Source organism: Coleofasciculus sp. H7-2 (assembly GCF_042747725.1).
Lineage (GTDB): Bacteria > Cyanobacteriota > Cyanobacteriia > Cyanobacteriales > FACHB-T130 > FACHB-T130.
On the sequence record NZ_JBHZGO010000082.1, the window covers coordinates 23,958 to 46,335 of the forward strand.

28 protein-coding genes are annotated in these 22,378 nt (G+C 46.8%); 10 read left to right on the forward strand and 18 right to left on the reverse strand.

Annotated features, from left to right (window positions below):
• Positions 1 to 138: 138 nt before the first annotated feature.
• The 3 genes from ACFW2W_RS15530 to psbP all read right to left on the reverse strand — a co-directional run bounded on the left by ACFW2W_RS15530 (position 139) and on the right by psbP (position 2,098).
• Positions 139 to 570 carry a hypothetical protein gene (locus ACFW2W_RS15530; protein ID WP_378179721.1) on the reverse strand — a complete coding sequence of 144 codons (432 nt, stop codon included), beginning with the start codon at positions 568 to 570 and terminating at the stop codon, positions 139 to 141.
• A gap of 200 nt (positions 571 to 770) precedes the next feature.
• On the reverse strand, positions 771 to 1,367 hold the full coding sequence (locus ACFW2W_RS15535) for a Maf family protein (RefSeq protein WP_378179722.1): 597 nt from the start codon (positions 1,365 to 1,367) through the stop codon (positions 771 to 773).
• 185 nt (positions 1,368 to 1,552) lie between these two features.
• Positions 1,553 to 2,098: a photosystem II reaction center PsbP gene (psbP, locus tag ACFW2W_RS15540; RefSeq protein WP_378179724.1), complete on the reverse strand. Its 546-nt coding sequence runs from the start codon at positions 2,096 to 2,098 to the stop codon at positions 1,553 to 1,555.
• A 339-nt stretch (positions 2,099 to 2,437) separates the two neighbouring features.
• Here psbP and ACFW2W_RS15545 point away from each other — a divergent pair, with 339 nt between their 5' ends.
• On the forward strand, positions 2,438 to 2,968 hold the full coding sequence (locus ACFW2W_RS15545; RefSeq protein ID WP_378179726.1) for a DUF2243 domain-containing protein: 531 nt from the start codon (positions 2,438 to 2,440) through the stop codon (positions 2,966 to 2,968).
• Positions 2,969 to 2,998: 30 nt separating this feature from the next.
• Here ACFW2W_RS15545 and ACFW2W_RS15550 read toward each other — a convergent pair whose 3' ends face one another.
• A complete protein-coding gene (locus tag ACFW2W_RS15550) occupies positions 2,999 to 4,294 on the reverse strand; it encodes a carbamoylphosphate synthase large subunit (RefSeq protein ID WP_378179728.1) in 1,296 nt (431 codons plus the stop codon).
• A gap of 313 nt (positions 4,295 to 4,607) precedes the next feature.
• Here ACFW2W_RS15550 and ACFW2W_RS15555 point away from each other — a divergent pair, with 313 nt between their 5' ends.
• Positions 4,608 to 4,772: a hypothetical protein gene (locus ACFW2W_RS15555; RefSeq protein WP_378179730.1), complete on the forward strand. Its 165-nt coding sequence runs from the start codon at positions 4,608 to 4,610 to the stop codon at positions 4,770 to 4,772.
• Here the strand turns inward: ACFW2W_RS15555 and ACFW2W_RS15560 are convergent.
• Entirely contained in the window at positions 4,765 to 7,917 is a 3,153-nt protein-coding gene (locus ACFW2W_RS15560) for a plasmid replication protein, CyRepA1 family (RefSeq protein WP_378179732.1), read from the reverse strand. The genes ACFW2W_RS15555 and ACFW2W_RS15560 overlap by 8 nt on opposite strands.
• Complete coding sequence (locus tag ACFW2W_RS15565) at positions 7,856 to 8,032, reverse strand: hypothetical protein (RefSeq protein WP_378180016.1); 177 nt, start codon at positions 8,030 to 8,032, stop codon at positions 7,856 to 7,858. The genes ACFW2W_RS15560 and ACFW2W_RS15565 overlap by 62 nt, the downstream gene beginning before the upstream one ends.
• On the opposite strand from ACFW2W_RS15565, the gene ACFW2W_RS15570 reads away from it, so the two are divergent.
• The gene (locus ACFW2W_RS15570; RefSeq protein ID WP_378179734.1) at positions 8,032 to 8,232 is read left to right on the forward strand and encodes a hypothetical protein; all 201 of its coding nucleotides are present in this window, start codon (positions 8,032 to 8,034) and stop codon (positions 8,230 to 8,232) included. The two genes, ACFW2W_RS15565 and ACFW2W_RS15570, sit on opposite strands and share 1 nt — an antisense overlap.
• Before the next feature lie 18 nt (positions 8,233 to 8,250).
• Here ACFW2W_RS15570 and ACFW2W_RS15575 read toward each other — a convergent pair whose 3' ends face one another.
• The 3 genes from ACFW2W_RS15575 to ACFW2W_RS15585 all read right to left on the reverse strand — a co-directional run bounded on the left by ACFW2W_RS15575 (position 8,251) and on the right by ACFW2W_RS15585 (position 11,498).
• Complete coding sequence (locus tag ACFW2W_RS15575) at positions 8,251 to 9,822, reverse strand: adenylate/guanylate cyclase domain-containing protein (RefSeq protein WP_378179736.1); 1,572 nt, start codon at positions 9,820 to 9,822, stop codon at positions 8,251 to 8,253.
• Positions 9,823 to 10,716: 894 nt separating this feature from the next.
• Positions 10,717 to 11,193 carry a universal stress protein gene (locus tag ACFW2W_RS15580; RefSeq protein WP_378179738.1) on the reverse strand — a complete coding sequence of 159 codons (477 nt, stop codon included), beginning with the start codon at positions 11,191 to 11,193 and terminating at the stop codon, positions 10,717 to 10,719.
• A gap of 113 nt (positions 11,194 to 11,306) precedes the next feature.
• Complete coding sequence (locus ACFW2W_RS15585) at positions 11,307 to 11,498, reverse strand: hypothetical protein (protein WP_378179741.1); 192 nt, start codon at positions 11,496 to 11,498, stop codon at positions 11,307 to 11,309.
• A gap of 76 nt (positions 11,499 to 11,574) precedes the next feature.
• On the opposite strand from ACFW2W_RS15585, the gene ACFW2W_RS15590 reads away from it, so the two are divergent.
• Complete coding sequence (locus ACFW2W_RS15590) at positions 11,575 to 11,799, forward strand: hypothetical protein (protein ID WP_378179744.1); 225 nt, start codon at positions 11,575 to 11,577, stop codon at positions 11,797 to 11,799.
• 72 nt (positions 11,800 to 11,871) lie between these two features.
• Here ACFW2W_RS15590 and ACFW2W_RS15595 read toward each other — a convergent pair whose 3' ends face one another.
• Positions 11,872 to 12,318: a hypothetical protein gene (locus ACFW2W_RS15595; protein ID WP_378179747.1), complete on the reverse strand. Its 447-nt coding sequence runs from the start codon at positions 12,316 to 12,318 to the stop codon at positions 11,872 to 11,874.
• Positions 12,319 to 12,835: 517 nt separating this feature from the next.
• Here ACFW2W_RS15595 and ACFW2W_RS15600 point away from each other — a divergent pair.
• A complete protein-coding gene (locus ACFW2W_RS15600) occupies positions 12,836 to 13,207 on the forward strand; it encodes a hypothetical protein (RefSeq protein ID WP_378179750.1) in 372 nt (123 codons plus the stop codon).
• Here ACFW2W_RS15600 and ACFW2W_RS15605 read toward each other — a convergent pair.
• On the reverse strand, positions 13,168 to 13,515 hold the full coding sequence (locus tag ACFW2W_RS15605) for an antibiotic biosynthesis monooxygenase (protein WP_378179753.1): 348 nt from the start codon (positions 13,513 to 13,515) through the stop codon (positions 13,168 to 13,170). The two genes, ACFW2W_RS15600 and ACFW2W_RS15605, sit on opposite strands and share 40 nt — an antisense overlap.
• Between ACFW2W_RS15605 and ACFW2W_RS15610 the strand changes: the two genes are divergently transcribed.
• Positions 13,514 to 13,636, forward strand: coding sequence for a hypothetical protein (locus ACFW2W_RS15610; RefSeq protein ID WP_378179756.1), 123 nt, complete (start codon positions 13,514 to 13,516; stop codon positions 13,634 to 13,636). The genes ACFW2W_RS15605 and ACFW2W_RS15610 overlap by 2 nt on opposite strands.
• Here the strand turns inward: ACFW2W_RS15610 and ACFW2W_RS15615 are convergent.
• The gene (locus tag ACFW2W_RS15615) at positions 13,633 to 14,370 is read right to left on the reverse strand and encodes a DUF2993 domain-containing protein (RefSeq protein WP_378179759.1); all 738 of its coding nucleotides are present in this window, start codon (positions 14,368 to 14,370) and stop codon (positions 13,633 to 13,635) included. The genes ACFW2W_RS15610 and ACFW2W_RS15615 overlap by 4 nt on opposite strands.
• Positions 14,371 to 15,108: 738 nt before the next feature.
• Positions 15,109 to 15,375: a hypothetical protein gene (locus ACFW2W_RS15620; protein WP_378179762.1), complete on the reverse strand. Its 267-nt coding sequence runs from the start codon at positions 15,373 to 15,375 to the stop codon at positions 15,109 to 15,111.
• Positions 15,376 to 15,649: 274 nt separating this feature from the next.
• On the opposite strand from ACFW2W_RS15620, the gene ACFW2W_RS15625 reads away from it, so the two are divergent.
• The 3 genes from ACFW2W_RS15625 to ACFW2W_RS15635 all read left to right on the forward strand — a co-directional run bounded on the left by ACFW2W_RS15625 (position 15,650) and on the right by ACFW2W_RS15635 (position 18,043).
• A complete protein-coding gene (locus ACFW2W_RS15625) occupies positions 15,650 to 16,291 on the forward strand; it encodes a hypothetical protein (protein WP_378179765.1) in 642 nt (213 codons plus the stop codon).
• A gap of 117 nt (positions 16,292 to 16,408) precedes the next feature.
• The gene (locus ACFW2W_RS15630; RefSeq protein WP_378179767.1) at positions 16,409 to 17,260 is read left to right on the forward strand and encodes a pentapeptide repeat-containing protein; all 852 of its coding nucleotides are present in this window, start codon (positions 16,409 to 16,411) and stop codon (positions 17,258 to 17,260) included.
• A gap of 99 nt (positions 17,261 to 17,359) precedes the next feature.
• Entirely contained in the window at positions 17,360 to 18,043 is a 684-nt protein-coding gene (locus tag ACFW2W_RS15635) for an SDR family oxidoreductase (RefSeq protein ID WP_378179771.1), read from the forward strand.
• Positions 18,044 to 18,270: 227 nt separating this feature from the next.
• On the opposite strand, the gene ACFW2W_RS15640 is transcribed toward ACFW2W_RS15635, so the two are convergent.
• Together ACFW2W_RS15640 and trxA are read right to left on the reverse strand one after the other, a co-directional pair.
• The gene (locus tag ACFW2W_RS15640) at positions 18,271 to 19,377 is read right to left on the reverse strand and encodes an alkene reductase (RefSeq protein WP_378179774.1); all 1,107 of its coding nucleotides are present in this window, start codon (positions 19,375 to 19,377) and stop codon (positions 18,271 to 18,273) included.
• Positions 19,378 to 19,603: 226 nt separating this feature from the next.
• Positions 19,604 to 19,975 carry a thioredoxin gene (trxA, locus tag ACFW2W_RS15645; protein WP_378179777.1) on the reverse strand — a complete coding sequence of 124 codons (372 nt, stop codon included), beginning with the start codon at positions 19,973 to 19,975 and terminating at the stop codon, positions 19,604 to 19,606.
• 401 nt (positions 19,976 to 20,376) lie between these two features.
• Between trxA and ACFW2W_RS15650 the strand changes: the two genes are divergently transcribed.
• Positions 20,377 to 20,757, forward strand: coding sequence for an ArsR/SmtB family transcription factor (locus tag ACFW2W_RS15650; protein ID WP_378179780.1), 381 nt, complete (start codon positions 20,377 to 20,379; stop codon positions 20,755 to 20,757).
• Positions 20,758 to 20,839: 82 nt separating this feature from the next.
• Here ACFW2W_RS15650 and ACFW2W_RS15655 read toward each other — a convergent pair whose 3' ends face one another.
• The 3 genes from ACFW2W_RS15655 to ACFW2W_RS15665 form a co-directional block, all read right to left on the reverse strand.
• A complete protein-coding gene (locus tag ACFW2W_RS15655; protein WP_378179783.1) occupies positions 20,840 to 21,256 on the reverse strand; it encodes a nuclear transport factor 2 family protein in 417 nt (138 codons plus the stop codon).
• A 218-nt stretch (positions 21,257 to 21,474) separates the two neighbouring features.
• Entirely contained in the window at positions 21,475 to 21,618 is a 144-nt protein-coding gene (locus tag ACFW2W_RS15660; protein ID WP_378179786.1) for a hypothetical protein, read from the reverse strand.
• A gap of 109 nt (positions 21,619 to 21,727) precedes the next feature.
• The gene (locus tag ACFW2W_RS15665) at positions 21,728 to 22,261 is read right to left on the reverse strand and encodes a CAP domain-containing protein (RefSeq protein ID WP_378180007.1); all 534 of its coding nucleotides are present in this window, start codon (positions 22,259 to 22,261) and stop codon (positions 21,728 to 21,730) included.
• Between the last annotated feature and the right edge of the window lie 117 nt (positions 22,262 to 22,378).

Below are 22,378 nucleotides of genomic sequence, written 5' to 3' on the forward strand. Positions count from 1 at the left end.
AGTAGATGTAGCCCGAAGGAACTCTCGCGTCCTGATGTCAAGCCCCGATTTTTAAGTCTGGGGTATACTCAGCACTCAGCACTCAGTACTCAGTCCTAAAGTGAAGCGTTGACTTTTGACTTGCATTTATTCTGACTCTCAAGGGTTTTCTGAATTGATGGGAGGTAACACTTGTTGCGGATTTGAACGCAAGCGCGACCCAGGCATCTCAGATAGCGTGTTCGTTAGAACTGTAAACAACTGTTGCAAGTTTGCCAGGTTTTCCTGAATGATTTCCCGACCTTCCTGAACTTGCTGGAGGTGAAATTCTCGCAGTTCGTTGTAGGGGCCACTATTGAGAAATTCGCTGCCTACTTCATTTTCAATATCACCATCCACAATGTTAATGCGGGTTCGCATACAGTGACCGGATAAAGGTTGATCTGTCCTTACTCCAGCCGAGGTGTCTGAGTCAGCGGATGAAACCCAGGTGGTGATTTCTAACTCGATGGCTTCGCTGAGTGCCAAGGTGAGTGCCTCAACAATTTTGCCAGCCTTGAGTTGTGCTTTAAACTCGTTACTTACTCCCATGAAGAAAAGCCCTCCAAAAGCTTTGCCTTAGCCAATATTAGACACGCAGATCCTTTGCCTCGCTCAAAAATCTAGGAACCTTAACAAATTCCGGAGCAATTTAAGAAAAAGGCACAAATCAATTGTCAGTCATTCGTTGTCAGTAGCAACGGATGTCCCGCCGGAAACTGGTAGCCTGGAAAACGGACCTTTTTCATCCTTCATCCTTGCCAAAAATCGGTGACATCGTATCCCAGTTCACCGAACATCTGGCGAAGTAGTGGCAAGCTGAGACCAATGACATTCGTATGGCAACCTTCCAGTTTGTCTACAAATAGTCCGCCTTTCCCTTCGAGGGCAAAGCAGCCAGCACAGTTGAGGGGTTCGCCAGTGGCGACGTAGGCTTCAATCTGGCGATCGCTCGCATCGGCAAAGTAAACTTTTGTGATGCCGCAGCGTACCACCGTTTTGTCTTGCTGCAGGTCAATTAAAGCATGACCCGTATAGAGTTCGCCGATTTGGGAGCGCATTTTTTGCCAACGGGCGATCGCTTGTGCTGCATCTGCTGGTTTCCCATGAATCTCGCCGTTAACTAGCAAAACCGAATCGCATCCCAATATCAAAGCATCTGGAAATTGATTCGCAACCGTTTCAGCTTTACGCAGCGCCAGAGTTTGCACCAATTCGGATGCAACGCTAGCTGGGACTAGAGACTCATCAAAATCACTAGGGCAAACCACCGGCTCGATCCCGGCACTTTGTAACAGGCGGCGGCGGGCAAAAGAAGCGGAGGCTAAGACTAAAGTGGGAAGGTTCATCGTTATGTTATCAGTGGCGAATTGCTAATTGTCAAAAAGTTTTAAGTAGAGACGCGATTAATCGCGTCTGAGTTTTGCTCTTCGTAGCGGCGCGTAGCGCGTTTTGAATTAAATAATTCTCTTTTCGCCTCAATCCTCATAACTCTCATCACTTTTATTAGCCATTAGCCATCAGTCAATAACTATCAATAGACGGAAAATGAACTAACGACTTGCTGCAACAACGGCTGCAACTTTCCCCAGCGTTTTTCTGGGGTAGAAGCGTTAAAGGTGACGAGTTTGCCGCGACTGACAGCGATAGAGGCAAGATTATGGCGTTGCTGATTGGGGAGTTTGACGGTGTATTCCAGTATGTAATAAGTCTTAGAGTTAGATTCCAGCTTTTCAGCGTTCACTAATTCTGCCTCGCGTCCCGATCCTGGGGGTGCGATCGCGCTTTTTGATAATTTGTATCCCACTTCCGTCGGTGTCCCCAACTCAGCGAGGGTTTTCCCTGCCGCAACTGGGTTAATGACGACTGACACATTTTCAGAAGGCTCAATGATATCGTGGAACACGACATCGGCTCCACCTTTCACCTCGACTGGAACCCAGCCGTTGGGATATAGGAACTGATAACCGTCGGTGCTATCTACATAGCTTTTTAAGCCACTGGTGGCACTGGCGACAGTGCAACTTTGCAAGCTTACGCTTAATACCACGAGTAGTAGTGCGGCAATCCGTTTTAGCATTTCCCTCTTTCCTTGCAATTTTGTCACTAAGCGCCATTTGTCTCATTTTCCCACTTCCGGGGAACTTCAGAGGAAACAGCGCTACAGAGCAAATAACCCGGTTTGCCGTCTGAAATAGCACCCGTCACCGAAGGCGCTCGCCTGTTTGGTCTGGTGCAGTATAACTAAAGCATAGACGGTGTTAGACCGCTCTAATTCGATATAAATTGCCACTTTTGAAAAGTTATACTTATTCACTGGGAGTAGGCTTCTTCTACCCATAGTAAATATGAACAGCACTCAAAAATTCGTTTTAGCTGGGAGTGATGTACGCGCTGAGGTTGTTACGGAGGTTTTGTCATGACTTCAAACCAAACTACATCTAAGGTGAGTAGTCAAGAAAATTCTTCCATACATCAGCGCGATCGCCGCCCTCTGATTGCGGCTGGTATTGTGTTAGGAATGGGTCAGGCTGGATTTTTTGATGGGATTGTAATTCATCAATTATTACAATGGCACCATATGTTTTCCAGTGTTAAAACTGATGCTACCGTTGCCGGTTTGGAACTAAACACTCTCGGTGATGGTTTGTTTCATCTGTTTGATTGGTTACTGACCTTAATTGGGATTTTTCTGCTTTGGCGAGCCGCAAAACAAAGTAATTCTTTGTCAGCATCAACCTTCATTGGCTCCCTATTACTAGGGTTTGGATCGTTCAATCTTATTGAAGGAGTCATCGATCATCATCTTTTAGGCATTCATCATGTCAGAACGGGTTCGCATACATTCGTTTACGATGTTGGGTTCTTAGTGATTAGTGCGTTGATTGCTAGCGCTGGTTGGATAATATTGCAATCGGGAAAATCGGATGGAAATGAAGCTGAAACCTAGAAGATGATGCTTGAACCAATCCATTAACGTTTAACTGAGTAACTGCAATCCTTTATGCTGTAAATTCTGCTCGATGTGCTGCATATCTTCGGTCGTCTCTCCAGCAACAATACCGTAAATTTCGGTGTAAATCTTTCCGTATTTAACCTTCTCTAAAGCCGACAAGATCGTAAAGTCCTTGCGCTCCAGTTCTGGTTTCAAGGTGACAAGAATAGAGTCCAATGTCCCATCCATCCGATAATCACTGGAATATTTAGCTACCTCTTTTCCCAGTCCCAGTAAAGTATGACGCTGCAAGCAGAGTGGAGTCGAGCCATTCACTCGAAAATTGGCATCGATTGCATAAAGTTGTCCGTCTTTATCTTCCAATACATCAAAGCCAATCACGCCGAAATAACCCTGTTGATGAGCATACTTACCAACAGCAGCAATCATCTCAAAGAACTTGCTCATGTCGGTTTCGCGGTAGTGAATGAGTCCCCCTAAATAGTTGCCTTCTGGAGTTACAATTTGGGTTGTAGTGCCAATGAGCGTAATCTCTCCCGCCTTGCTAACATAGAACTGCACGCAGGAGTTCTGCACTTCATTCTTGACGAACTCCGAGACAATAATCGTATCCACGAACTTAATATCAAGGTATTTCCTTAATTCCTGCAAGCAGTAGTTCAGTTCGCTGGGGCTTTTGATAATATAAGTGCCTTCTCCTGACAGTCCGTGGGAGGTTTTGATCAAGTATGGGAATTGTGGTAATTGAATGTCTTTCAGGCTAAAGGCGTGCAGATTGTATGTTTCATATTTTGGACATTGTATCCCCAGATCGGCTAGCGTTACTTTGCTAAGCAAGCGGTAGTGGGTGTCCGGATTGACGGCGTGTTTTTCAGGTTTGAGATGATCGAAGGGAAATAGAGTGATAAGTTTATCAAAGCGATCGCTCAGCGACTCTTCCGGAGTATCCCTCTGGCTGAGTTCATCCAGATAAGTTGAGCGGTCTATCCTCTCTATATTGGTGTAGCTGAAGCCAAAATGCTCCCGCCAATAGTCAATCAGCGCGTCTGGTGGCGAACTGACGATCACCCCAGGAATGACATCGCCTAACACCGCCAGATTTTTCCAAGGTTCCTTCTGGCAAATTTTGTCGAAGGAAGTTTTGGTGGCTTCACTACTACCGTCTTGAATAAAGTATTTTTTCTTGTTAGGGTAAGCAGCCCAACTCGCTGTCGCCGGGTAATTTAGGATAAATGCATACCGTGCATCTACGATGTCTTGAGCAAACAGATCGGAAAGAGAACTCCCCTGAAAGTATTGAAAATCGTATGTTGAGTTCATATAAAATTACCCCAAAGAAGCAAAAGCAAAAGTAGGCTGCACAACAAACCATCAGTATTCTCTCAACAAACCAAACGGCTTTGTCAATCAGTTGCACTCATCCCTGCGTTAGCGTAGATAAGCCTAAGGGAAACTCTTGCTCAACGAAAGTCGGGTTTGCCTATCTACTCGATAGCGATCGCTGTGCCTAGCGGTTGCAACAGTTCTCAACAAGTAAATTTTACCTGTTGCTTGTTCCCTGTTTTACATTAATCCTTATAGGATGTCTTACCTGCACTTAAGGAAGAATTCTGTATGAACTAAATTTGTAACTTTGAATACAAAAGCTTTTAAAATAGCTGTTTTTTTCATCAATGTTGCTCGCCGTTCCTCAGTTTATAGCAATCCTATTTTATTTGTAATATATTTTTTTGACGAACCGCCAAGAACGCCAAGAACGCCAAGAAAGAAAAAGAAGAGAATTTTAGAAATCACTTAGGATTGCTATATCGCTGGGAATGAAATAGCGCTGGTTTGCATGGGGTGCTAAATCTTTCAGCTTTCAGGGTGAAAACTTTATCATTGGAAACACTCTTCCGCATTAATCCTTCCCTGGAACGCCACGCTTCAAAGATTTCGCTTCTGCCATCATCAAGAGTTTTTGAGTCAATTTTATAAACTTTTATTGGATTTTTATACCCATCATCTTTTCTTTTAAATGACCTTAGTTTTAATCCTAGTAAATTCAAAACTTTGCTAAGCACTTTTATGCAACTTAGACGCTCTTTCTCTGTTTCCATCGGAATGCTTATTCCGATAGCTCGTTTAATGTGCTTGCTGCACCTGAGTGCAGTAGCTTTGAGTTCAATTAAGTCTAAATCAGTTTCTTGAAATTCACGATCTGGATGGATAAATTGTACTACTCCTAACGCTCTCAACGCCTCAATCTTTAAAGTGTAAGTATTCAAATCTGGCAGAAAAACTTTACCCTCGCCTCTTTCTAACTGCTGATGCCATTCTTGTTGATCTTGTAGTTGTAAATACTCGCTTTCGTGAGTCAAATAGTAGTGAACCAACAACTGTGAATAATATCCCCGATCGTCCCGCAGCTTTAATTGGGGAGTCACTTCTACCCCATAACGCTGTTTCAAGATGTATTTTTGCACTTGATTTCGCTCTTCATCCGTTAAAGAACGTTTGGTTAACAGACGCTCATATTCTCTGCGATCGATATCTGGAGAATTAGCAACTGCACTGGCTGCTTGTAATTCAATTTGATTCCTAATTTTGACAATTTGATGCTTGATAGATTTAGCTTTTTGGCGACGATCTTCAAATTCTTGTTGAATTTTAACAATTTCTCGAACCAGCTTTTTAGACGTTTCCCAATCACAAGGAGCTGCTGCTAAAAGTGCCATCCGTAGCTCTCTGAGGCGCTCATGGGGGGGAGCATCACTCATGACATTCACCTGATGTCCTTCAGCGATTAATCCTTCTAACATAGATTGACGATACAGGGTAATCGAAGCATTTACTCTAGCTGCAAATTTCGCCCAAGTTCTTAGGTGAATGAGGTCATAAACTAAGGGCAAATCCACATCAACTGGATGAAGCGGACTCATCAAAGCTAGGTTTTCTTTCTGATTTTCCTGGTACCAATGAGACAGTACCCGATAGTTCTTACTACCACTGCCAATCATGCCAATGCCTCGTTTAGCACACCAAACAATTCGCGGTACGCTCTGACGGACTCTGGCTAATGCTTGTCGGGCTTCTGAGTCTGGAATTACCCCTTGAAAAATACCATAAACACGGTCGAAATGTTCCACATCAATGCTGACTCCTGTACCCAGGCTAGGAGTCACAAAAACTGCGTCATAGTCTAAGGCTTTTTGATTGATGGTTTCAACAAAATTGACCGCCTCATGACCGGGAGTGTTGGTTGTTTGAGAACTGACTACTAACGTCTTGGGGTATTGTCGAAGGAACTGTTCTAGACGTTGTTTGATATAGCGCTCGATGGTTTCTGAACTGTAACGCCCAGAACGACTATCGGTTGTAACATAACACTTTCGTCCGGCGATCAGATCGAGTTCCAACTGTTGAATTAGCAGGGTTGGATTTGGGGTGTTGTGGAAGGTGACATCCCAGCCAGTTTCAGGCTTCCACTCATTCAATACAACCCACGGCTCAATTTTAATTCCTGCTAGTCCTTTCAGGTAGTCTAGGGAAAGGTCTGATAAGTCAGCATCTTGGGCAATAACCAAACCGCCAGTTTGCAGCACAGTGGAGATTAGCTGCTGGAAGACTCTTAATATCTTGATTCGCTTGTCTTTACAAGTGTCGCTGTTGAGGAGATGCCATAAGGATTGCTCAACTTCATCCAGAATCACGATCGCGCCTTGCCAATGTTCTGGGTTCAGCTTCCAAATGGAATCAATACAAAGTCCTAAAGATGGGGCAATGGGTAATAAGTTATGGGAGTTTTTCTCCCGCTTTTCGAGTGTGCGGTGATTAATCCAATTCACTCCTATTTTTTCGCACAAGAACTGCCCTAGTTGGATTCTATGGGTGAGGAGCAGAACGCGATCGCCTCTATTTTTCGCTTCTTGGATCAGCGATACAAGTGCGGTGGTTTTTCCGGTTCCTTTAGCAGACTTGATTCCGACTAATCCAGAGGTGGGAAAAGGCAATTTTTCCAGGTAGCGACGGTTGAGGGTGAGTGCTGGGGAATAGGTTAACTCGGTGTGGGGTTTGCTTTTGGCAAGGTCAGTTTCTAAGTTGACACTGGCTTCATAGACTGTCTGGAAGGCGGCAGCGCCTTGGGCGACAATAAAATCATCAACGCCTTTTTCTAATCCGGGAAGCCGGATAATTTTGACAGGGCAATTTTGTTCCTCTAACAGTTCGCCCAGTTGAGTTTGCGCGTGATTGACTGCCTTGATAGTCTTGGGTTGAGTTTCGTAGTCAAAGCAGATGAAAAAGGTGCGCTTGAGTCGAGTGAAGGCGAGAAGGTCTGGAATTAATTGTCGGCGTTGGACATTGCCTTGAAAGTCTTTGGTGACGCGGTAGCCGCTAGTAATGCCCGGTAAAGCGATCGCAGCATATCCTTGCGTTAATAAAGCAGCAGCTTTTTTGGCTCCCTCGCAAAGGATCGCCGGAATTTTCATCTCTAGCACCCACTGCCAAAATCCCAGCGCTTCTCCAGTTTGAGCGATCGCAATCTTCTCTGGCATGGGGACGCCGTAGCGCGATGCAGTCTGCTGCCAGATATGAAGGGGCACTCTCAGACAAAAAATCCGTGTCGGCGTGCAGGGAGGATGCTCGTACTTGATGAGTTTACCCTTTTTGTCCGGCTTGGGATGGTTCGGCTTATAACACCCCCACTCCATCAAACGCCAATGGTTGAGCGGGTCTAGTCCCGAACACCACCAGCCTCCTTTCGCCCCATGAGCATAGCGATGCAGCCACCAACTGCTCACCATTCCAGTATTCGTCCGGGGAATGCGATCGGAGATCAACAAATACTCATAAAAGGCGTCTCCTTCCAATGAGATGAAGTTGAGCAAAGCCAGATCGCGGTCAATGCCGCTGTCCAAGGCTAATTCCTGAAAGTGTTTGGGGTTTAGATTGGGTGGATGCATTTGGAGGAGTATAAAACTCTTGAGACATCAACGGATCTAAAACCGTACCACGAACCAGCCGATTAAACAGATGAAGCGTGAAGGCATAATTCACTGACAAAACTCCTGAAACCATTGAAAAAGCGTAACTCCTCAGTCCTCACTCCTCAATCCTCAGTCCTCAGTCCTCAGTCCTTCTTCCTCCCTCCTCCCTCCTCAGTCCTCCTTCCTCCCTCCTCAGTCCTCCTTCCTCCCTCCTCAGTCCTCCCTCCTCAGTCCTCAGTCCTCAGTCCTCAGTCCTCCCTCCTCCCTCCTCCCTCCTGTTTCGGTCAGTGAATTAGGCGTGGATGCCGACTATTCCTTTAGGCAATACACAATAATCGGGTGGGGTTGCCCCTTCACTTGCTGGGGAGGCAATTCTTGGGTCGAAATTGTCGAGGGTGAGGGTAATTGCTTGTGAGTCGCCGCACTCAGCAGCAACGGTTTTCCGAGTTCCTTGGTCAAAGATTCGATCCGCGAGGCGACGTTCACCGGATCTCCGATCGCAGTGTACTCCAAGCGCTGGGGCGAGCCGATACTGCCCAACACCACAGACCCCGTATGAATGCCAATTCCCATTGCTAAAGGAGCTTGCCCCTGTTTTTCTAGGTCGCTATTAATAGATTGCAGGCTGACGAGCATTTGTTGAGCCGCTGCAACAGCCTTGGCAGCATGATTGTGTGGGTCATCTCCCACCCCAAACAGCGCCATAAATCCATCCCCTAAGAATTTGTTTACCATCCCCCCATGCTGCTGCTCAACAATTTTTACCATTTCAGTCAGGAACAAGTTCAGCATAGTCACGACTTGCTGGGGAGAGGAAACAGCGCATCGGGCTGTAAAGTTGCGGATGTCAGCAAATAGAATCGTTAATTCCTGCTCGACTCCGCCTAAGCTGGGATCGCGCTGGAGAATCTGTTGAGCGGCTGTTTGACCGACATGACGACCAAAGGTTTCTTGCAAGCGTTGCTTCTCTCGCAACTCCTCAATCATGTCGTTAAAGTCATCAATTAAGGGACCAAATTCGTCGGCTCGCAGCAAGGTAAGGCGAATGTTGAGGTTCCCCGCTGCCACAGTGCGAGCCGCCTGCTGTAGCATCTCTACTGGTTCAACGACTAATTGACCGACCATCCAAGCACTGGTAAACCCGAAGACCATACCCAGCCCCCCGACGGATAAGGTGAACCAGGGATCTGGCGTTGCGGATGCACTATAGGTCAAGCTTAAAAGTAACAGCGAAGCGATGGGGCATACTCCAGCCGATACTGCCCACATGAGTCCTCGTTGCCGAAGCGAGAGGGGAAAAGCCCCCGGTGTTTCAGCCGGGTGAGCTTCTTGAAACAGCAAGGGGTACAACAGTCGCTGGCTTAACAGCTCAACGGTAAAAAAACCTTGAGGGATGGCAATCAGCGCTGCAACGATCACCGAAATCGGCAGGTGCAAGAATACGCGCGGGTCGAGCGTTCCCGGAGCATAATTCAGGGCGAGTAGAAATACGGGAATGCACAACAGCCAACCGATTCCAGCCACAAGCATTCCCCACCACGGCAGATTAATCGCTCGTTGTCTCGCTTTAATCAGATGTTCGGCTCTCAAGGTTTGGCGGTGCAGTATCTTCTGTAAAGGGCGCTGTAGCGACAGCACGATCTGCACCCATAGGAACAGAGCGATTGGGTAGACTACGACGTTATAAACCAAGAGAGTATTGACAAATACTCTATTCTGAGCAGGAGTCAGCAGCGATTGAATCTGGGTCAGGTTGTACCAGATATTAAATGCACTGCCAATCAACTCGGCAGCGAGTGGCGCACAGGCAATCATCCCTAGACGATAAAGAATGAGCCAGTCCAATTGACTCCTATCAACCAATTCATAACGGGATGCCATGCAATCCTCCTGCTTGATGGGGAAAGCCAATCGTTGTTGGCATGGTTTCACACAGAAGCGATCGCTTCTGTGCTTCTGGTTTTACCGATTCCTAACGGCAATGTGCCTTACTCATCATTGTGCGAAAAAGGTAGGGATTTCGGTGATTTCTTACCACTATGCTTCACGAATTGGGCTGTCTCCGGGGCATTTTGCGATGAACTCACAAAATGAGTCAATTTTTCTAGTCTGGGAGGAATTATTGAACAGCTACTATTTCATACCCATTCACTGTTTTAAGGTTACGCTTAATCTTGTTCTGAACTTCCCTTTTTCTAGCGCAGTGGTGCGTAAGCGCCAGGGTTGGGGGGAGCTGATGTGTAGACTCACAAAAGTGAAATGGTATCCAATAAAGTATTTATCTTGTTGGCGACAGCTTGTTTACGGAATGCTTCGCCTCTATGAGATGCCAAGATGAATCCAGATGCTTTGCCATAGGGACACGGCATTGCCGTGTCCCTACACCCGATGCCAATCGCATTTCACAAAAAAGCCTTCTTTATAGAAGGCATAATCTCACTGATGAGTAAGCAGTTCTTGAGTGGTAGATAGATTTATATATAGCGATTGTTCAAGGCTGGTTTCCAGTCGCTTTTTTGAGTGAAGCTTATTTGAGGTAGCTCAAATGAGTGACACTCAAGCGATCGCTCACTAATAAAAATGCCCTCTCATCTCTTCTGCTGAAAGGGCATCGTCTAACTGATGGGTGTGAGAAGGGTTTTCACCATGCTTCTTAAAAACAAGCATAAGTCGTGAATGTGACAGGGGTATGACAAGTGAATAACAATGCTGCGATCGCTTTTGCTTGTTTTGCCTTCGTTCCCCTAAAACACCCTTCCCGTGCCATTTGGGAACTTAACGATGCACAACCAGAACCGAGCAGGAGGCATGATGGAGGACGTAATTGCTGACACTACCGAGAACTAACTCACCAATCCCAGAACGACCCCGACGCCCCATTACGATGAGATCGGCACCCCAAGTTTGAGCTAAGTCACAGATGTTTTCACCTCGACTGCCAAGGCTTTGGGTGAATTCGGCACTGATTCCTGCCTTCGTTGCTTCATCTACACGCGATCGCAGTAGCGCTAAGTATTGACTTTCAAATGCATCCCACTGCTGTCGATAGTCGCTTGGGACATCATCGCGTCGCCAAGGATAGTAGTCCAGACCGGGCATTCCTGGAATCCCTGGACTGCCCTCTTCATTCGCAGATAGGACGTGCAATAGCATCAGACTGGCATGAAACGCTTTCGCTAAGGATACGGCTTCATCAAAGACTTGCTTGCCGATTTCAGAGCTATCCATTGCCACGAGAATTTTGTAAAACATACACACCAGTCCCTACCTGTTTTTGTTGCCAGAATGCAGCACTTCTTGACCAGTGAAGCCTGGATGTCTAGCTCTCCTTGCGGTTCGGACTATGACTACCAGTTCCTCCATTATCAGGGGTGCAGATGATACTCTTTGATCAAATTAGTCGAGGCTAGCAACTGGTCTAGCGCTTTGGTCGCCTTGTAGCCGAGGACTGGCTTTCCCAATGAAATCAGCGTCCCGCAACGATCGCCTGCATTTCCTTGAGTTCCTCCCGGTTCCACTGGTAGGGTTAAAACATACTTTACTATAATTAGCAACACTAGCAGTAGTGGAGTGAAGGGGCTACACTCAAACTAGCATTGCTCGTGGCAGCACTCTTCGCGCCGAGGTCTGAAAATGGTGAACAATAGCGCGATCGCTTTCAAACCCTACACCTCACCCAAACTGGTTGAGCAGTTTCCGGTTGGGTGTCGAGTCAGGCGCTTGGACTTTTGTACGGAAGGGGTAGTGGTGAAGTACGAGGCAGGCGATCGCATAGGCTATACAACGGATGATGGCTGGTATGACTTTCCTCATCATTCCCAGCTCAAACGGATTGATGAGGATGAGGTGGATTGGTAAACAGCGTGACTCTTTGTGCGCTTTCCTATCGCCTCTACCCAAAAGAGTCGCTATAGGGTTTTTGTCGCCACTTTAATGGCTTAGAAATTGTTGGATGTAGCTAGCCAAACTTTGTTGTAATTCCCAGTCAGTGCTAGGAATCGGAGTTAAATAAAATCGCTGTCCTGATAAAAGCGTCAGACTAAGCCGGTAAAAGCGAATTCCTCCCAAGTTGGATTCTTCTACTTGAACGCCCGTAATCTTGTCAATTGAATAACCCGTTACTTGAGTTCCCAACCAGCCTTTTTGTTTGAGAATTACTCGATTGAGATGTTTGTCAAATCGGCAACTCTTCACCGGACTTCCAAACATCATCAAGTTAGCACAAACAATACAGAACAATCCAAAAAAATCAATAGGCCAATTGGAAGAGATAAAAACAAGAAGCCCTAAAACAGCGGTAAAACTGCTCAGCATCCAAATGCCAACTGGGCGTTCTCGCAGTGTGAGTAATGTAAAAGTTTGCTGAATTACCTTCATCGGTTTAGTCGTGGATGCGATCGCACCTCAAGAGCAGATTTGTTGCTATTGTCCTAGGTGACGTTTGGGTCACGCACTGAAGCTGCTGTGAGATCCTTTCAAATGCGTAGCTAGTAGGTTGGGTTGAGATGAGCGTTACCCAACAAATGCTGATGTTCTGTTGGTTTCGCTGTTGCTCAACCCACCCTACGCTCTTAGGACTTACGCAAAGTTTATGCATATAGCATTTTGTAGGGGCAACCACAGGGGGATTGCCCCCATATGTGGTGATGTTGCGTAAGTCCTGGCTCTTTGAATGCAACTCGCATGACATGGTAACGCCACAAGTTTAATTCCCACCAAGCCTTCCCGCTGGCAAATGTGACGTGCCTCACACCATCAGTGCGAAGCGCATCACGAACGATTTCATTGTTCTGTCACCTGAATCGCTTTAAACAATCACTTTTGCTTGCGGGTTGAATCACGACCCGCCACAGTATTTTCACTGATAGTAAGGGCATCGAGTTCCCGTGCCCTAATGATGCTCCCATCCAGTCAACCCCAATTCTCAGTACCATCCAACGCCGCTGATACTGACATTAAAGAAGTTCCCAGCCAATATAAAGGCTGGTCAATCAGTACAAAAGTGATTGATGGAAAGCTATGGTTGCGTTGGCAACATCCGCAAGAATTCTTCCCCCAGTTCGGGTGTCCCGTAAACGAAGCTGGTCTTGCCTCAACCATCAGCCATGTGCGATTCTTGATCGATCTAGCCATCAAGTTGGAGTCAGAAGTGCCAGCGAGAACGCCTTTGACATCAAATGACTCAAATTTCTCCGACCGGATAGAGCGATCGCTTTTTCGGGTTGACTATATGGATGGAGATTCACCACTTTCATTTATGGGCTGAATTTCACTAACGATTTCATAAAAAGCAGTGGTCGGCGGTTTCTCAAACAAAGGATTCATCTGATTTAATATGGCTTGATAAGCCTCGCTTTGATTAGCTTGCATATCTTCCACACTCTCCCAAAGAATAATCGCGATTCCTCGGTCAGTCCCCGGTTCTTGCAGTAAGTACGACCCCTTAAAGCCTTGCGTATAGGTTGAGACAGCTTTTTCATAGAGTTGCTCAGCCTCATCAAACTTGCCAGGTTTGAATTCTCCAATCGCAACATAGGCAAATTGGTGCTTTAGAAAATCTTGAAACTCTGTCATGGCTTCCTCCTTGAAGCTGGGGTTATCGCGGTTTTCAGATGCGCTACGTGCAGGCGGAACTAATGGGTTGAACGGAGAACCGCTTGCTTATGCGATCGCGCCCTCCATCCTCGATCGTTAATTGGGAATTTGCTTGACGTAGGCTTCGGTATAAAGGGTTAAACTACCCTCTTCCACATACAGCTCCTTAATGCGGATTGCCATTCCTTGCAGGTCAAAATAGGGTAAGTTCGCCAATTCTCCTAACTTCTCCATCAAGGCGATCGTGAGTTCCAGTGAAATCCCTTCTCCAGGATTGCAGCTAAACCCCTCCAACAAGATTGGCGTTGAAGAAGTGCGCGGACGCACTACGGCGGCGAAACCGACTTGCCGAGCCTTATCCACGTCATGCAGTAGCATCTTTCCACTGAATTCCATCTTGCCGTCACCCGGCAGATGCATCTCCAGTTGTTGCGGTTCCAAGGTCACGATTTGACCATCCGCATTCAACTCCATGCTTTGAAATTTGCTGCGGATGTAGTCTGAGCTTAAAGCGCGGTTAATATCTTGTTCGGTGAGTACAACACGGGCAGTTGCATCTAGCGGATGGTTTAGCTTAATCTGACCGAAAATCGCGTCAAAGAGATTGATCGCAACATTATCGGCGTGCAATTCCATTTCCTGCACGCGGATATCTTTCTGAATCGCCAGACCCCGACCTTCAACCGAAACTGAATCTGCCTGTCCTTGCGCCATCTTCAGCAAATCGGTTCGGACATCTACATCTATGTTCTCTGCGTCATCCAGCAGGCTAGATAGCCCCATTTCCACTGCCTGCGAGAGCGCCTGTTCCTCTAGCCGTGGCTCGTCTGTCATCGGTGCTTAATCTCAAAAAGTGTTCTGCTACTGGTTACTCTAGACGCTCATCACTCAGCAGCGTATCTACATCCCGGAATAAACAAAATGTAACAAATCATCTAGTCCAATACTTTTCGGATCGGACACTCCCTTACCCCCAACCCCTTCCCTGGTAGGGAAAGGGAGCCGGAGCCATCTTCAAAGCCCCTCTCCAGCCAAAAAAATTTATTCCTTTTCCCTCCCCTTGTAGGGAAGGGTTAGGGAGAGGTCTGCGACTTGTGTGTACACGGTAGTCTTGTAGGGAAGGGTTACGGAGAGGTCAAAAGCCCCATCAATTCGCCATCATCAGGATTGCCACCTGCTTATCAGTCCAAATGTGTCGTTTCTGGAGGCAAGATAAGCCCTGAATCTGAAGCTGTAGTTCGTTGTTGAGGGATTTTGGCGGACATGAAAAAGCGCTTGGGAGTCTTGCCGTGTTTCGACCCCAAACGCTTTTTCTTTTAAACTCGCTCCTCACACAAATAAAGAATATCGCTTGTTCAATCGAATCAATCCTCTAGTACGTGACACTTTATTAACTGACACGCGCCAGACAAAAATCTTTACATTACGGTTGATAGCTGACTAGATGAGGCAAAATCGATCGGCGACTCAGATATTAAAGCTTGTCTCTAGGCGATCGCTTTCTTGTAACGTGACACACTCAATACATCCCAGCTTACCTAAGCGTCGGTCATCTTTCCAGATTTAGGAATTTCAGGTGTATTCAATTTGAAGGAAAACCGCCAGAACTCCGAGAATTGCCACCCCAACAATGGTTTCCCGTTGCTCATCCCAAAGACGGCGCAAGCTATAAAAAACATAGGCGAATGTTGCACGGCGTTCTCGTCCTAGTTGCGCCATCAGCAATTGAACTTTAGCATCTACCTGTTCAATCGAGACTTCGCCCTTTTGATAGGCAGCTTCTAGCTCATCTAATTTGCGCCAATATTCTTTTGTCGCTTCCCAGAGATTAGGCATCATAACTTAAAGGTGTATTCTTTTATCGTTAACTTATGTAAATTAAGGTAACGCGCCTGCCTGGGTAGTTGTGTCTATAAAGGGGTAGAACCCGATGGTCTATAAATAGGTAGAACCCTGGTTGCGTGAGTCTTCAGGTACCTAAACGCGATCGCGCCACCTGAAGACTCTCGCTTCCCTGACCGGCTGACCAGACGCAGTTTCTGGCGATCTGAGATCGCGGTAAACTCAGATGTTGCACCCGATTCCTTTTTCCTAACCTCCGGAGATAATCACCTTGGGCATAGAACTACGCAGTTACGTATTTCTAGACAGCTTGCAGCCTCAGCACGCAGCTTACATGGGGACGGTAGCGCTAGGGTTCTTGCCATTGCCAGGAGATACGTCGCTGTGGATTGAAATCTCACCGGGCATTGAAATCAACCGGATTACTGATGTCGCCCTCAAAGCTGCCTCTGTACGTCCAGGGGTGCAGGTAGTCGAACGACTGTATGGGCTACTAGAAGTGCATTCCAGCCGCCAAGGAGAGACGCGGGCGGCAGGCATTGCCATTCTGGAGGCGCTGGGAGTTGATCGAGACGAATGTCTCAAGCCGCACGTCGTTTCTAGCCAGATTATCCGCAACATTGATGCTCACCAAACGCAGCTGATCAATCGCACGCGCCGAGGACAGCTACTTCTAGCAGGACAAACGCTTTATGTATTAGAAGTTCAACCTGCCGCTTATGCAGCGCTGGCGGCGAACGCGGCGGAGAAAGCGGCGGCAATTAACATCTTGGAAGTTCAGGCTGTGGGAAGCTTCGGACGCCTCTATTTGGGCGGAGAAGAACAGAATATTCTGGCGGGTTCTGCGGCGGCGTTGGTGGCGCTGGAAAGCTTGCCTGGTCGTGAAAATCCTGCTAGTTGGCGTCAAGAATAGCTGAAGGAGATTGATGACGAGGGAGAGATGGGGAATGCGATCGCTTTCTTTGAAAGAAAGCCACTTCAGATTACAGTCAATGCGTTAGCACTGGTGGATTAAGCAAAGGAAATCCAAATGGCAAATCTAGAGCATCTTGCACTACTTCAGAACGGTGCAGTGAAATGGATTGAGTGGAGAAGGAAAAACCAACAAATAGAACCAGATTTGAGCGAAGCCAACCTCACAGGGGTGAACCTCAGAGGGGCAATCCTCACAGGGGCTAATCTGAGAAGGGCGAATCTGTGCAATAGTTTACTCATCGCCGCTAACCTCAGTCATGCTAACCTCAGCGATGCTAACCTCCACTCCGCTTCCCTGATCGAAGCTAACCTGAGTAACGCCAACCTCAGCATTGCTAACCTGAGCAAAGCCAACCTCAGCGATGCCGATTTGGGCAATGCGAACCTGATCGGGGCTGACCTCAGAGGCGCTAACCTAAAAAGAGCGAATCTAAGTAATGCGAACCTGATCGGAACCGATCTCAGAGGCGCTAACCTTCACAAAGCCGATCTCGGTGCAGCAAAGCTGACGAGAACTAACCTCAGCGAAGCTAACCTGATTGCAGCGAACTTAATTGCCGTCGATCTCAGTAATGCTAATCTTCACGACGCTGAACTAATTGGAGCTTACCTTTACAAAGCTGACCTGCACAAAGCAAACTTGATCGAGGCTCACTTCAATGATGCTTATCTCTTCAGGGCTAACCTCAGCGAAGCTAACATGACTCAGGCTGACTTCCGATGGGCTAACCTCAGCAAAGCGAACCTCACCGGCGCTAATTTGAACAAAGCAAACCTTAGGGGCGCTAATCTCACCGGCGCTAACCTCACCGGCGCTAACCTCACCGGCGCTAACCTCACTGGCATTAACCTGACGCGGACTATACTCCAAAAGGCAATGATGCCTGATGGCACAATTCACCCTTAGCTGGCAATTAAATTTGGGGTAGTAGAAATGCGAATAATTGCGTTTCCACGTCTGACCATTCCAAAATCCCAAATCTAAAATCCAAGATTGGTATAACTTATGAAAAAACTGATCGTAATTACAGGGGTAAGTCGGGGTCTCGGTCTTGCCATGACTGAAAAATTTATTGAGCTGGGGCATACAGTTTGTGGGTGCGCCCGTTCAACGGAAGCAACACAGAACCTTAAGCGCAAATTTGGAACGCCCCATCATTTTGCCAGCGTGGATGTTGCGGACGAACCTCAAGTGAAAGCCTGGGCTGAGCAACTGTTAGCTAACTACTCATCCCCCGATTTATTAATTAATAATGCCGCATTAATTAATCAACCCGCCCCACTTTGGGAAGTCGATAACGAGGAATTTTCTCGACTCATTGATGTAAATATTAAAGGAGTCGCTAATGTAATTCGCTACTTTGTTCCAGCCATGATTAAAAACAATAGTGGCATCATTGTCAACTTGAGTTCAGGTTGGGGTCGTTCCACCTCGCCTGAAGTTGCACCCTACTGTGCTTCCAAGTGGGCAATTGAAGGATTAACTCAGTCGTTGGCTCAAGAATTACCTTCGGGAATGGCGGCGATTCCCCTCAACCCAGGCATTATTCATACCAATATGTTAGAGATTTGTTTTGGAGAAGAGGCGGCTGCTTACACAGCGGTGAAAGACTGGGTTAAAAAAGCGGTTCCGTTTTTACTGCAAATGACACCAAAAGACAATGGTGTGTCGCTGACAGTTCCTTCATAACCTTCTTACGCAGTTAATCTAAGAACGAGAATTAAAGACAGAAATAAACTTAGATACCCGACTTCTTAGAGAAGTCGGGTATCTCGCCTTCACGAACCATTTAGGACTGCTATATTTCGGTTTAAGTAACTTGTACAAGGCGCGAATGCTTCACCCTCAACCTAAGAACCCAAGCATCGTAAGAGAAGGGTTGGGGAAGAGGTTCTATGTAAAGAAACTAAATCCACTCAAGCCGTCTGTAGTTCAAGGCTTGGATAGTCGATATATCCTTTCTCATCGCCACCGTAAAAGGTGGCGCGATCTGGCTTATTTAGGGGAGCATGGAGTGCAAAACGTTCTGGCAAATCTGGATTGGCAATATACAGCCTGCCATAAGCTACCAAATCCGCATTACCAGAAGCCAAAACAGCATTCCCTAAGTCGCGGTCATATCCTCCCGCTGCGATTAAAGTCCCCTTGAAGATAGGACGGAAGTATTCGGTAAACAAGCCTCCTGTAGAGTTGTCGAGGGTAGTATTACCATCGGTTCTCGGCTCAACGATGTGGAGATAAGCGAGGTTAAAACGGTTGAGTGAATCAGCTACATAACTGAACAAAGCAGATGGATTCGAGTCGGACATACTATTATATGTGCCGCTTGGGGAGAGGCGAATTCCTACCCGTTGTCCACCCCAAACACTGACTACCGCTTCAGTCACTTCCATCAAAAGTCGGGCGCGGTTCTCAATTGAACCACCATATTGGTCGGTGCGTTTGTTCGTCCCATCCTCAAGAAACTGGTCAAGTAGATAACCGTTGGCACCATGAATTTCAACCCCGTCAAATCCAGCAGCCAAGGCATTTTCTGCCCCTTTGCGGTATTGTTCGACGATTTCTGGAATTTCTTCTGTTTCTAAGGCGCGAGGTGTGACGAAGGGTTTTGGCCCTTCAAGAGTGATCGCTTCACCTTCGGGTGCGATCGCGCTGGGTGCTACTGGCAGTTCTCCTCCTGGTTGCAGTGATGGGTGAGAAACCCGCCCAACGTGCCACAGCTGTAAGAAAATCCGCCCGCCATGAGCATGAACTGCATCTGTCACCAGTCGCCATCCTGCTACCTGTTCTGCTGAGTGAATGCCTGGAGTATTCGCATATCCCTGTCCTTGAGGCGATACTTGAGTGGCTTCTGCGATAATTAACCCCGCCGACGCCCGTTGTGCATAATAAGTAGCATTCATGGTTCTGGGAACATTTCCCGCTCCCGCACGCATCCGGGTTAACGGAGCCATCACAATTCGATTGGGAAGTTCTAAGGAACCCAGCTGAACAGGTGAGAAAAGATTGACATTCGCGCTCATTGGCTTAATCTCCATTGGAACGACATTACAGTTTTTGATTGCACAACGCAGACATCAGAAACTCTAGCAAGCTAGTGTATGAGTGGCGCGTATGATTACCCGAACCGCAAGCAAACTGGACAGTTACAGGACGGACTTACGCATAAGTTATGGAAAAACGAACCGCGAAGGACGCAAAGTACACGAAGGAATAAGAGTTTCAGAGAGTTCTTGCGTAAGTCCTAAGTTAGTTTATCGCCACTTGCTTTGTGGTTAAGTTGTTCTGTGGAAGTAAAGCTTTAAGTTTGTCAGCAAGCACTTCCAAAGCAGCTACGCCAGTGGCTCGATCTACCACCACACCATCTTTGAAGAACAGAAGCGTGGGAACGGCTTGGATGTTGTATTGTGTAGCGATGTGTCCATAGTCGTCAATATTCAGCTTGCCAACCTTGGCAATTCCTTCAAAATTGGCAGCTAATTCTGCAACCAATGGGTTGAGCATTCGGCAAGGACCACACCAAGCTGCCCAGAAATCTACCACAACTGGAACTTTACTTGCTAGGACTTCGGTTTCAAAGTTGTCTTTGGTCAAGGTGACATATTTAGCGTTGTCTGACATGGTTTCCCGCCTCCTTCAGGCTGTAGATCAACGTGAGGGGAATGCCAGCGGCTGTTGCAGGAAGCGCATTGCATCATTATCATGCGATCGCGTCCACTCAACTCGCTGCTAAAAGTTACCAATCTGGTTTCATTCCCCTAAAGGGTTTAGTAGTTAAACAACCATTTGATTAAATACTAGAACAATCTTTCCCTAATAGTCAAGTAGTTATTTAACTATTTCATTACTGAGCGCCAAGACGTAAAATAGAAGTAAGACGGTAAATTTTAGCCAACGGCATAGATCCAGAGCGTGAGACACGCCTGTACCGTCGTTCAACCTTCTGTTAGCGTTGACATCAGAGTAATCGCAGAGTCCTGCTGGGGCTTGCTCGTGGCTTCTTGTACTAACCCCTACTTCCCATGATCGATAACAACAATAGCGTTCAACCGCCCTCTGCGTCTCAAGCTGCCGTTCGGGACATAGAACTTCGGGCTAAAATCTTTGCAGCTCTCTCCGATCCTACACGCTTGAGGATTGTGGAGATGTTAGCTTCTTGTGAGGAAATGAGCGGAAGCGAGATAGCCAATCACTTAGGGATTAGTTTAGCTCTCTTCTGTCACCACTCCAAGATACTGGCGGAAGCGGGGTTAATCCAGATCCGAAAAGAAGGTCAAACCAAGTACAACTCGCTGAAACGGGAGTTACTGCTTGATTGCTTCGCCAGTTTTACGCCCAAACAGCTAAAAACAACCAGTGAAAATAATCCTAAAGATGCTAACGCGATCCAACTCAAGCCTTGATTCCTCTTCTATTTTCTCTAATTAATGTAGGCTAGGCAAAAGCCCGACACAACGAATTGATGCAAAGTTTTTCAGCATTCACTTAAAATTGGTAACGACGCTCTTGTTCTTGAATTGGGTAGTCATTAGCGCTCATATCGCGCCTTTTCATCAGCCCATCAGCGTCAAATTCCCAGTGTTCGTTTCCATGAGTGCGGAACCATTGACCAGTCTCTGCATCACGCCATTCATACTCAAAGCGTACAGAAATCCGATTATCTGTGTACGCCCACAATTCTTTCATCAGACGATAGTCCAGTTCTTTTTCCCATTTGCGCTTCAAAAACTCTTTGATGGCTTCTCGACCTGTAAAAAATTCGGTACGATTTCGCCATTGAGAATCAACTGTATAGGCATTAGCCACTCGTTCAGGATCGCAAGTATTCCAAGCGTCTTCGGCTGCTTTTACTTTGGCGAGTGCAGTTTCTTTAGTAAATGGGGGACGAATTGGGGATGACATTTTGAGATTCCTCCTGTTAATTGACTTTAAGTGAATAGAATTGGGATGAAGTTTAAGTTTATACAGATGTAGTTTATACAGATGTAGGTTGGGTTTCACTATCGTTCAACCCAACGCCGTACAGGGGTTGCTGGGTTTCGTTCCAAGAGTCCAGCCTAGGGAATTTTGTACACTTGAATTGAGAGATTTTTAGGTAAATTTTTGTAATTGAGACGATGCTAATTTTCTGCCAGTAGAAGATTCGGTTGGCTGTGGGAACCAGGTGATAAGTGGGTAAGCAGCGAGGATGCGATCGCAACATTGTCATCTAATAGAGGTAGAACTGTCACATTCGCTGAGTACGCTGATAGTAAGAACTGCAAAGTTCTACTCCTCACACCATTAGATGCAGCTCTCTTGTTCAACAGGCAAGAGGGCTTTTTCCTTAATTACAGCACTTCCAGATCGTCGTCAAGCAAATTGCGATCGCAATTACTTGAATAAATCTTTGGGTGAAAATTGCGATCGCAAGAATAACTGCGTAATGTAATAAGTGTTTCCTTGCCGCCAAACTCCTATACCCGTCTCGGCGTATTCGGCTTGCAAAATATTTGCACGATGTCCGGGACTATTCATCCATCCCTGGACGGCTAACGGCACGGGTTGGGGAGCATTAACACTTTTAAACAAATTCTCGCCGACTACCCAGTAGGAGATTCCCCCAGCCCGAACCCGTTTAGCCAGAGTGCTGCCGTCTGGACTAACGTGGTCAAAGAAGTTCTCACGAGCCATCTTCTGACTGTAATTGCGAGCAACCCGTGCTAATTTTTCGTTGTTTTGAAGTGGATTTAAGCCATTCTGCTGGCGGACTTCATTGATACGCTGACGGACAGAGGCTTCCATCTGGGCAATGGTGGAGGATTGAGCGGCGCTGTTAGGCAATGCCGGTGCTTCGGGTACATCCTGTCCAGGCAATTGCCGCAATAAATCTGCGGTAGGTTCGCACCCCACCAATCCTAGAGCCATCGGTATCCAGAATATCCAAGCTATCCCTGGTAGTCGCTGACGCCCGATTGCTGTCCTTGAATTTTGAGCGGGTATGCTTCTGCTGGTTGCTGTTTTAGTTTGTTGAATCTGAATCAA

Bases quoted from the DNA above. Each gene is read 5' to 3' on its own strand.
- ACFW2W_RS15635 (WP_378179771.1), top strand. From the start codon at position 17,360: ATGAAAAAACTGATCGTAATTACAGGGGTAAGTCGGGGTCTCGGTCTT.
- ACFW2W_RS15535 (WP_378179722.1), bottom strand. From the start codon at position 1,367: ATGAACCTTCCCACTTTAGTCTTAGCCTCCGCTTCTTTTGCCCGCCGC.
- ACFW2W_RS15560 (WP_378179732.1), bottom strand. From the start codon at position 7,917: ATGCATCCACCCAATCTAAACCCCAAACACTTTCAGGAATTAGCCTTG.
- ACFW2W_RS15665 (WP_378180007.1), bottom strand. From the start codon at position 22,261: ATGGCTCTAGGATTGGTGGGGTGCGAACCTACCGCAGATTTATTGCGG.
- ACFW2W_RS15610 (WP_378179756.1), top strand. From the start codon at position 13,514: ATGGCTTCCTCCTTGAAGCTGGGGTTATCGCGGTTTTCAGATGCGCTA.
- ACFW2W_RS15650 (WP_378179780.1), top strand. From the start codon at position 20,377: ATGATCGATAACAACAATAGCGTTCAACCGCCCTCTGCGTCTCAAGCT.
- ACFW2W_RS15630 (WP_378179767.1), top strand. From the start codon at position 16,409: ATGGCAAATCTAGAGCATCTTGCACTACTTCAGAACGGTGCAGTGAAA.
- ACFW2W_RS15580 (WP_378179738.1), bottom strand. From the start codon at position 11,193: ATGTTTTACAAAATTCTCGTGGCAATGGATAGCTCTGAAATCGGCAAG.
- psbP (WP_378179724.1), bottom strand. From the start codon at position 2,098: ATGCTAAAACGGATTGCCGCACTACTACTCGTGGTATTAAGCGTAAGC.
- ACFW2W_RS15620 (WP_378179762.1), bottom strand. From the start codon at position 15,375: ATGATGCCTAATCTCTGGGAAGCGACAAAAGAATATTGGCGCAAATTA.
- trxA (WP_378179777.1), bottom strand. From the start codon at position 19,975: ATGTCAGACAACGCTAAATATGTCACCTTGACCAAAGACAACTTTGAA.
- ACFW2W_RS15640 (WP_378179774.1), bottom strand. From the start codon at position 19,377: ATGAGCGCGAATGTCAATCTTTTCTCACCTGTTCAGCTGGGTTCCTTA.
- ACFW2W_RS15605 (WP_378179753.1), bottom strand. From the start codon at position 13,515: ATGACAGAGTTTCAAGATTTTCTAAAGCACCAATTTGCCTATGTTGCG.
- ACFW2W_RS15655 (WP_378179783.1), bottom strand. From the start codon at position 21,256: ATGTCATCCCCAATTCGTCCCCCATTTACTAAAGAAACTGCACTCGCC.
- ACFW2W_RS15530 (WP_378179721.1), bottom strand. From the start codon at position 570: ATGGGAGTAAGTAACGAGTTTAAAGCACAACTCAAGGCTGGCAAAATT.
- ACFW2W_RS15575 (WP_378179736.1), bottom strand. From the start codon at position 9,822: ATGGCATCCCGTTATGAATTGGTTGATAGGAGTCAATTGGACTGGCTC.
- ACFW2W_RS15550 (WP_378179728.1), bottom strand. From the start codon at position 4,294: ATGAACTCAACATACGATTTTCAATACTTTCAGGGGAGTTCTCTTTCC.
- ACFW2W_RS15615 (WP_378179759.1), bottom strand. From the start codon at position 14,370: ATGACAGACGAGCCACGGCTAGAGGAACAGGCGCTCTCGCAGGCAGTG.
- ACFW2W_RS15595 (WP_378179747.1), bottom strand. From the start codon at position 12,318: ATGAAGGTAATTCAGCAAACTTTTACATTACTCACACTGCGAGAACGC.
- ACFW2W_RS15545 (WP_378179726.1), top strand. From the start codon at position 2,438: ATGACTTCAAACCAAACTACATCTAAGGTGAGTAGTCAAGAAAATTCT.
- ACFW2W_RS15590 (WP_378179744.1), top strand. From the start codon at position 11,575: ATGGTGAACAATAGCGCGATCGCTTTCAAACCCTACACCTCACCCAAA.
- ACFW2W_RS15565 (WP_378180016.1), bottom strand. From the start codon at position 8,032: ATGGTTTCAGGAGTTTTGTCAGTGAATTATGCCTTCACGCTTCATCTG.
- ACFW2W_RS15600 (WP_378179750.1), top strand. From the start codon at position 12,836: ATGATGCTCCCATCCAGTCAACCCCAATTCTCAGTACCATCCAACGCC.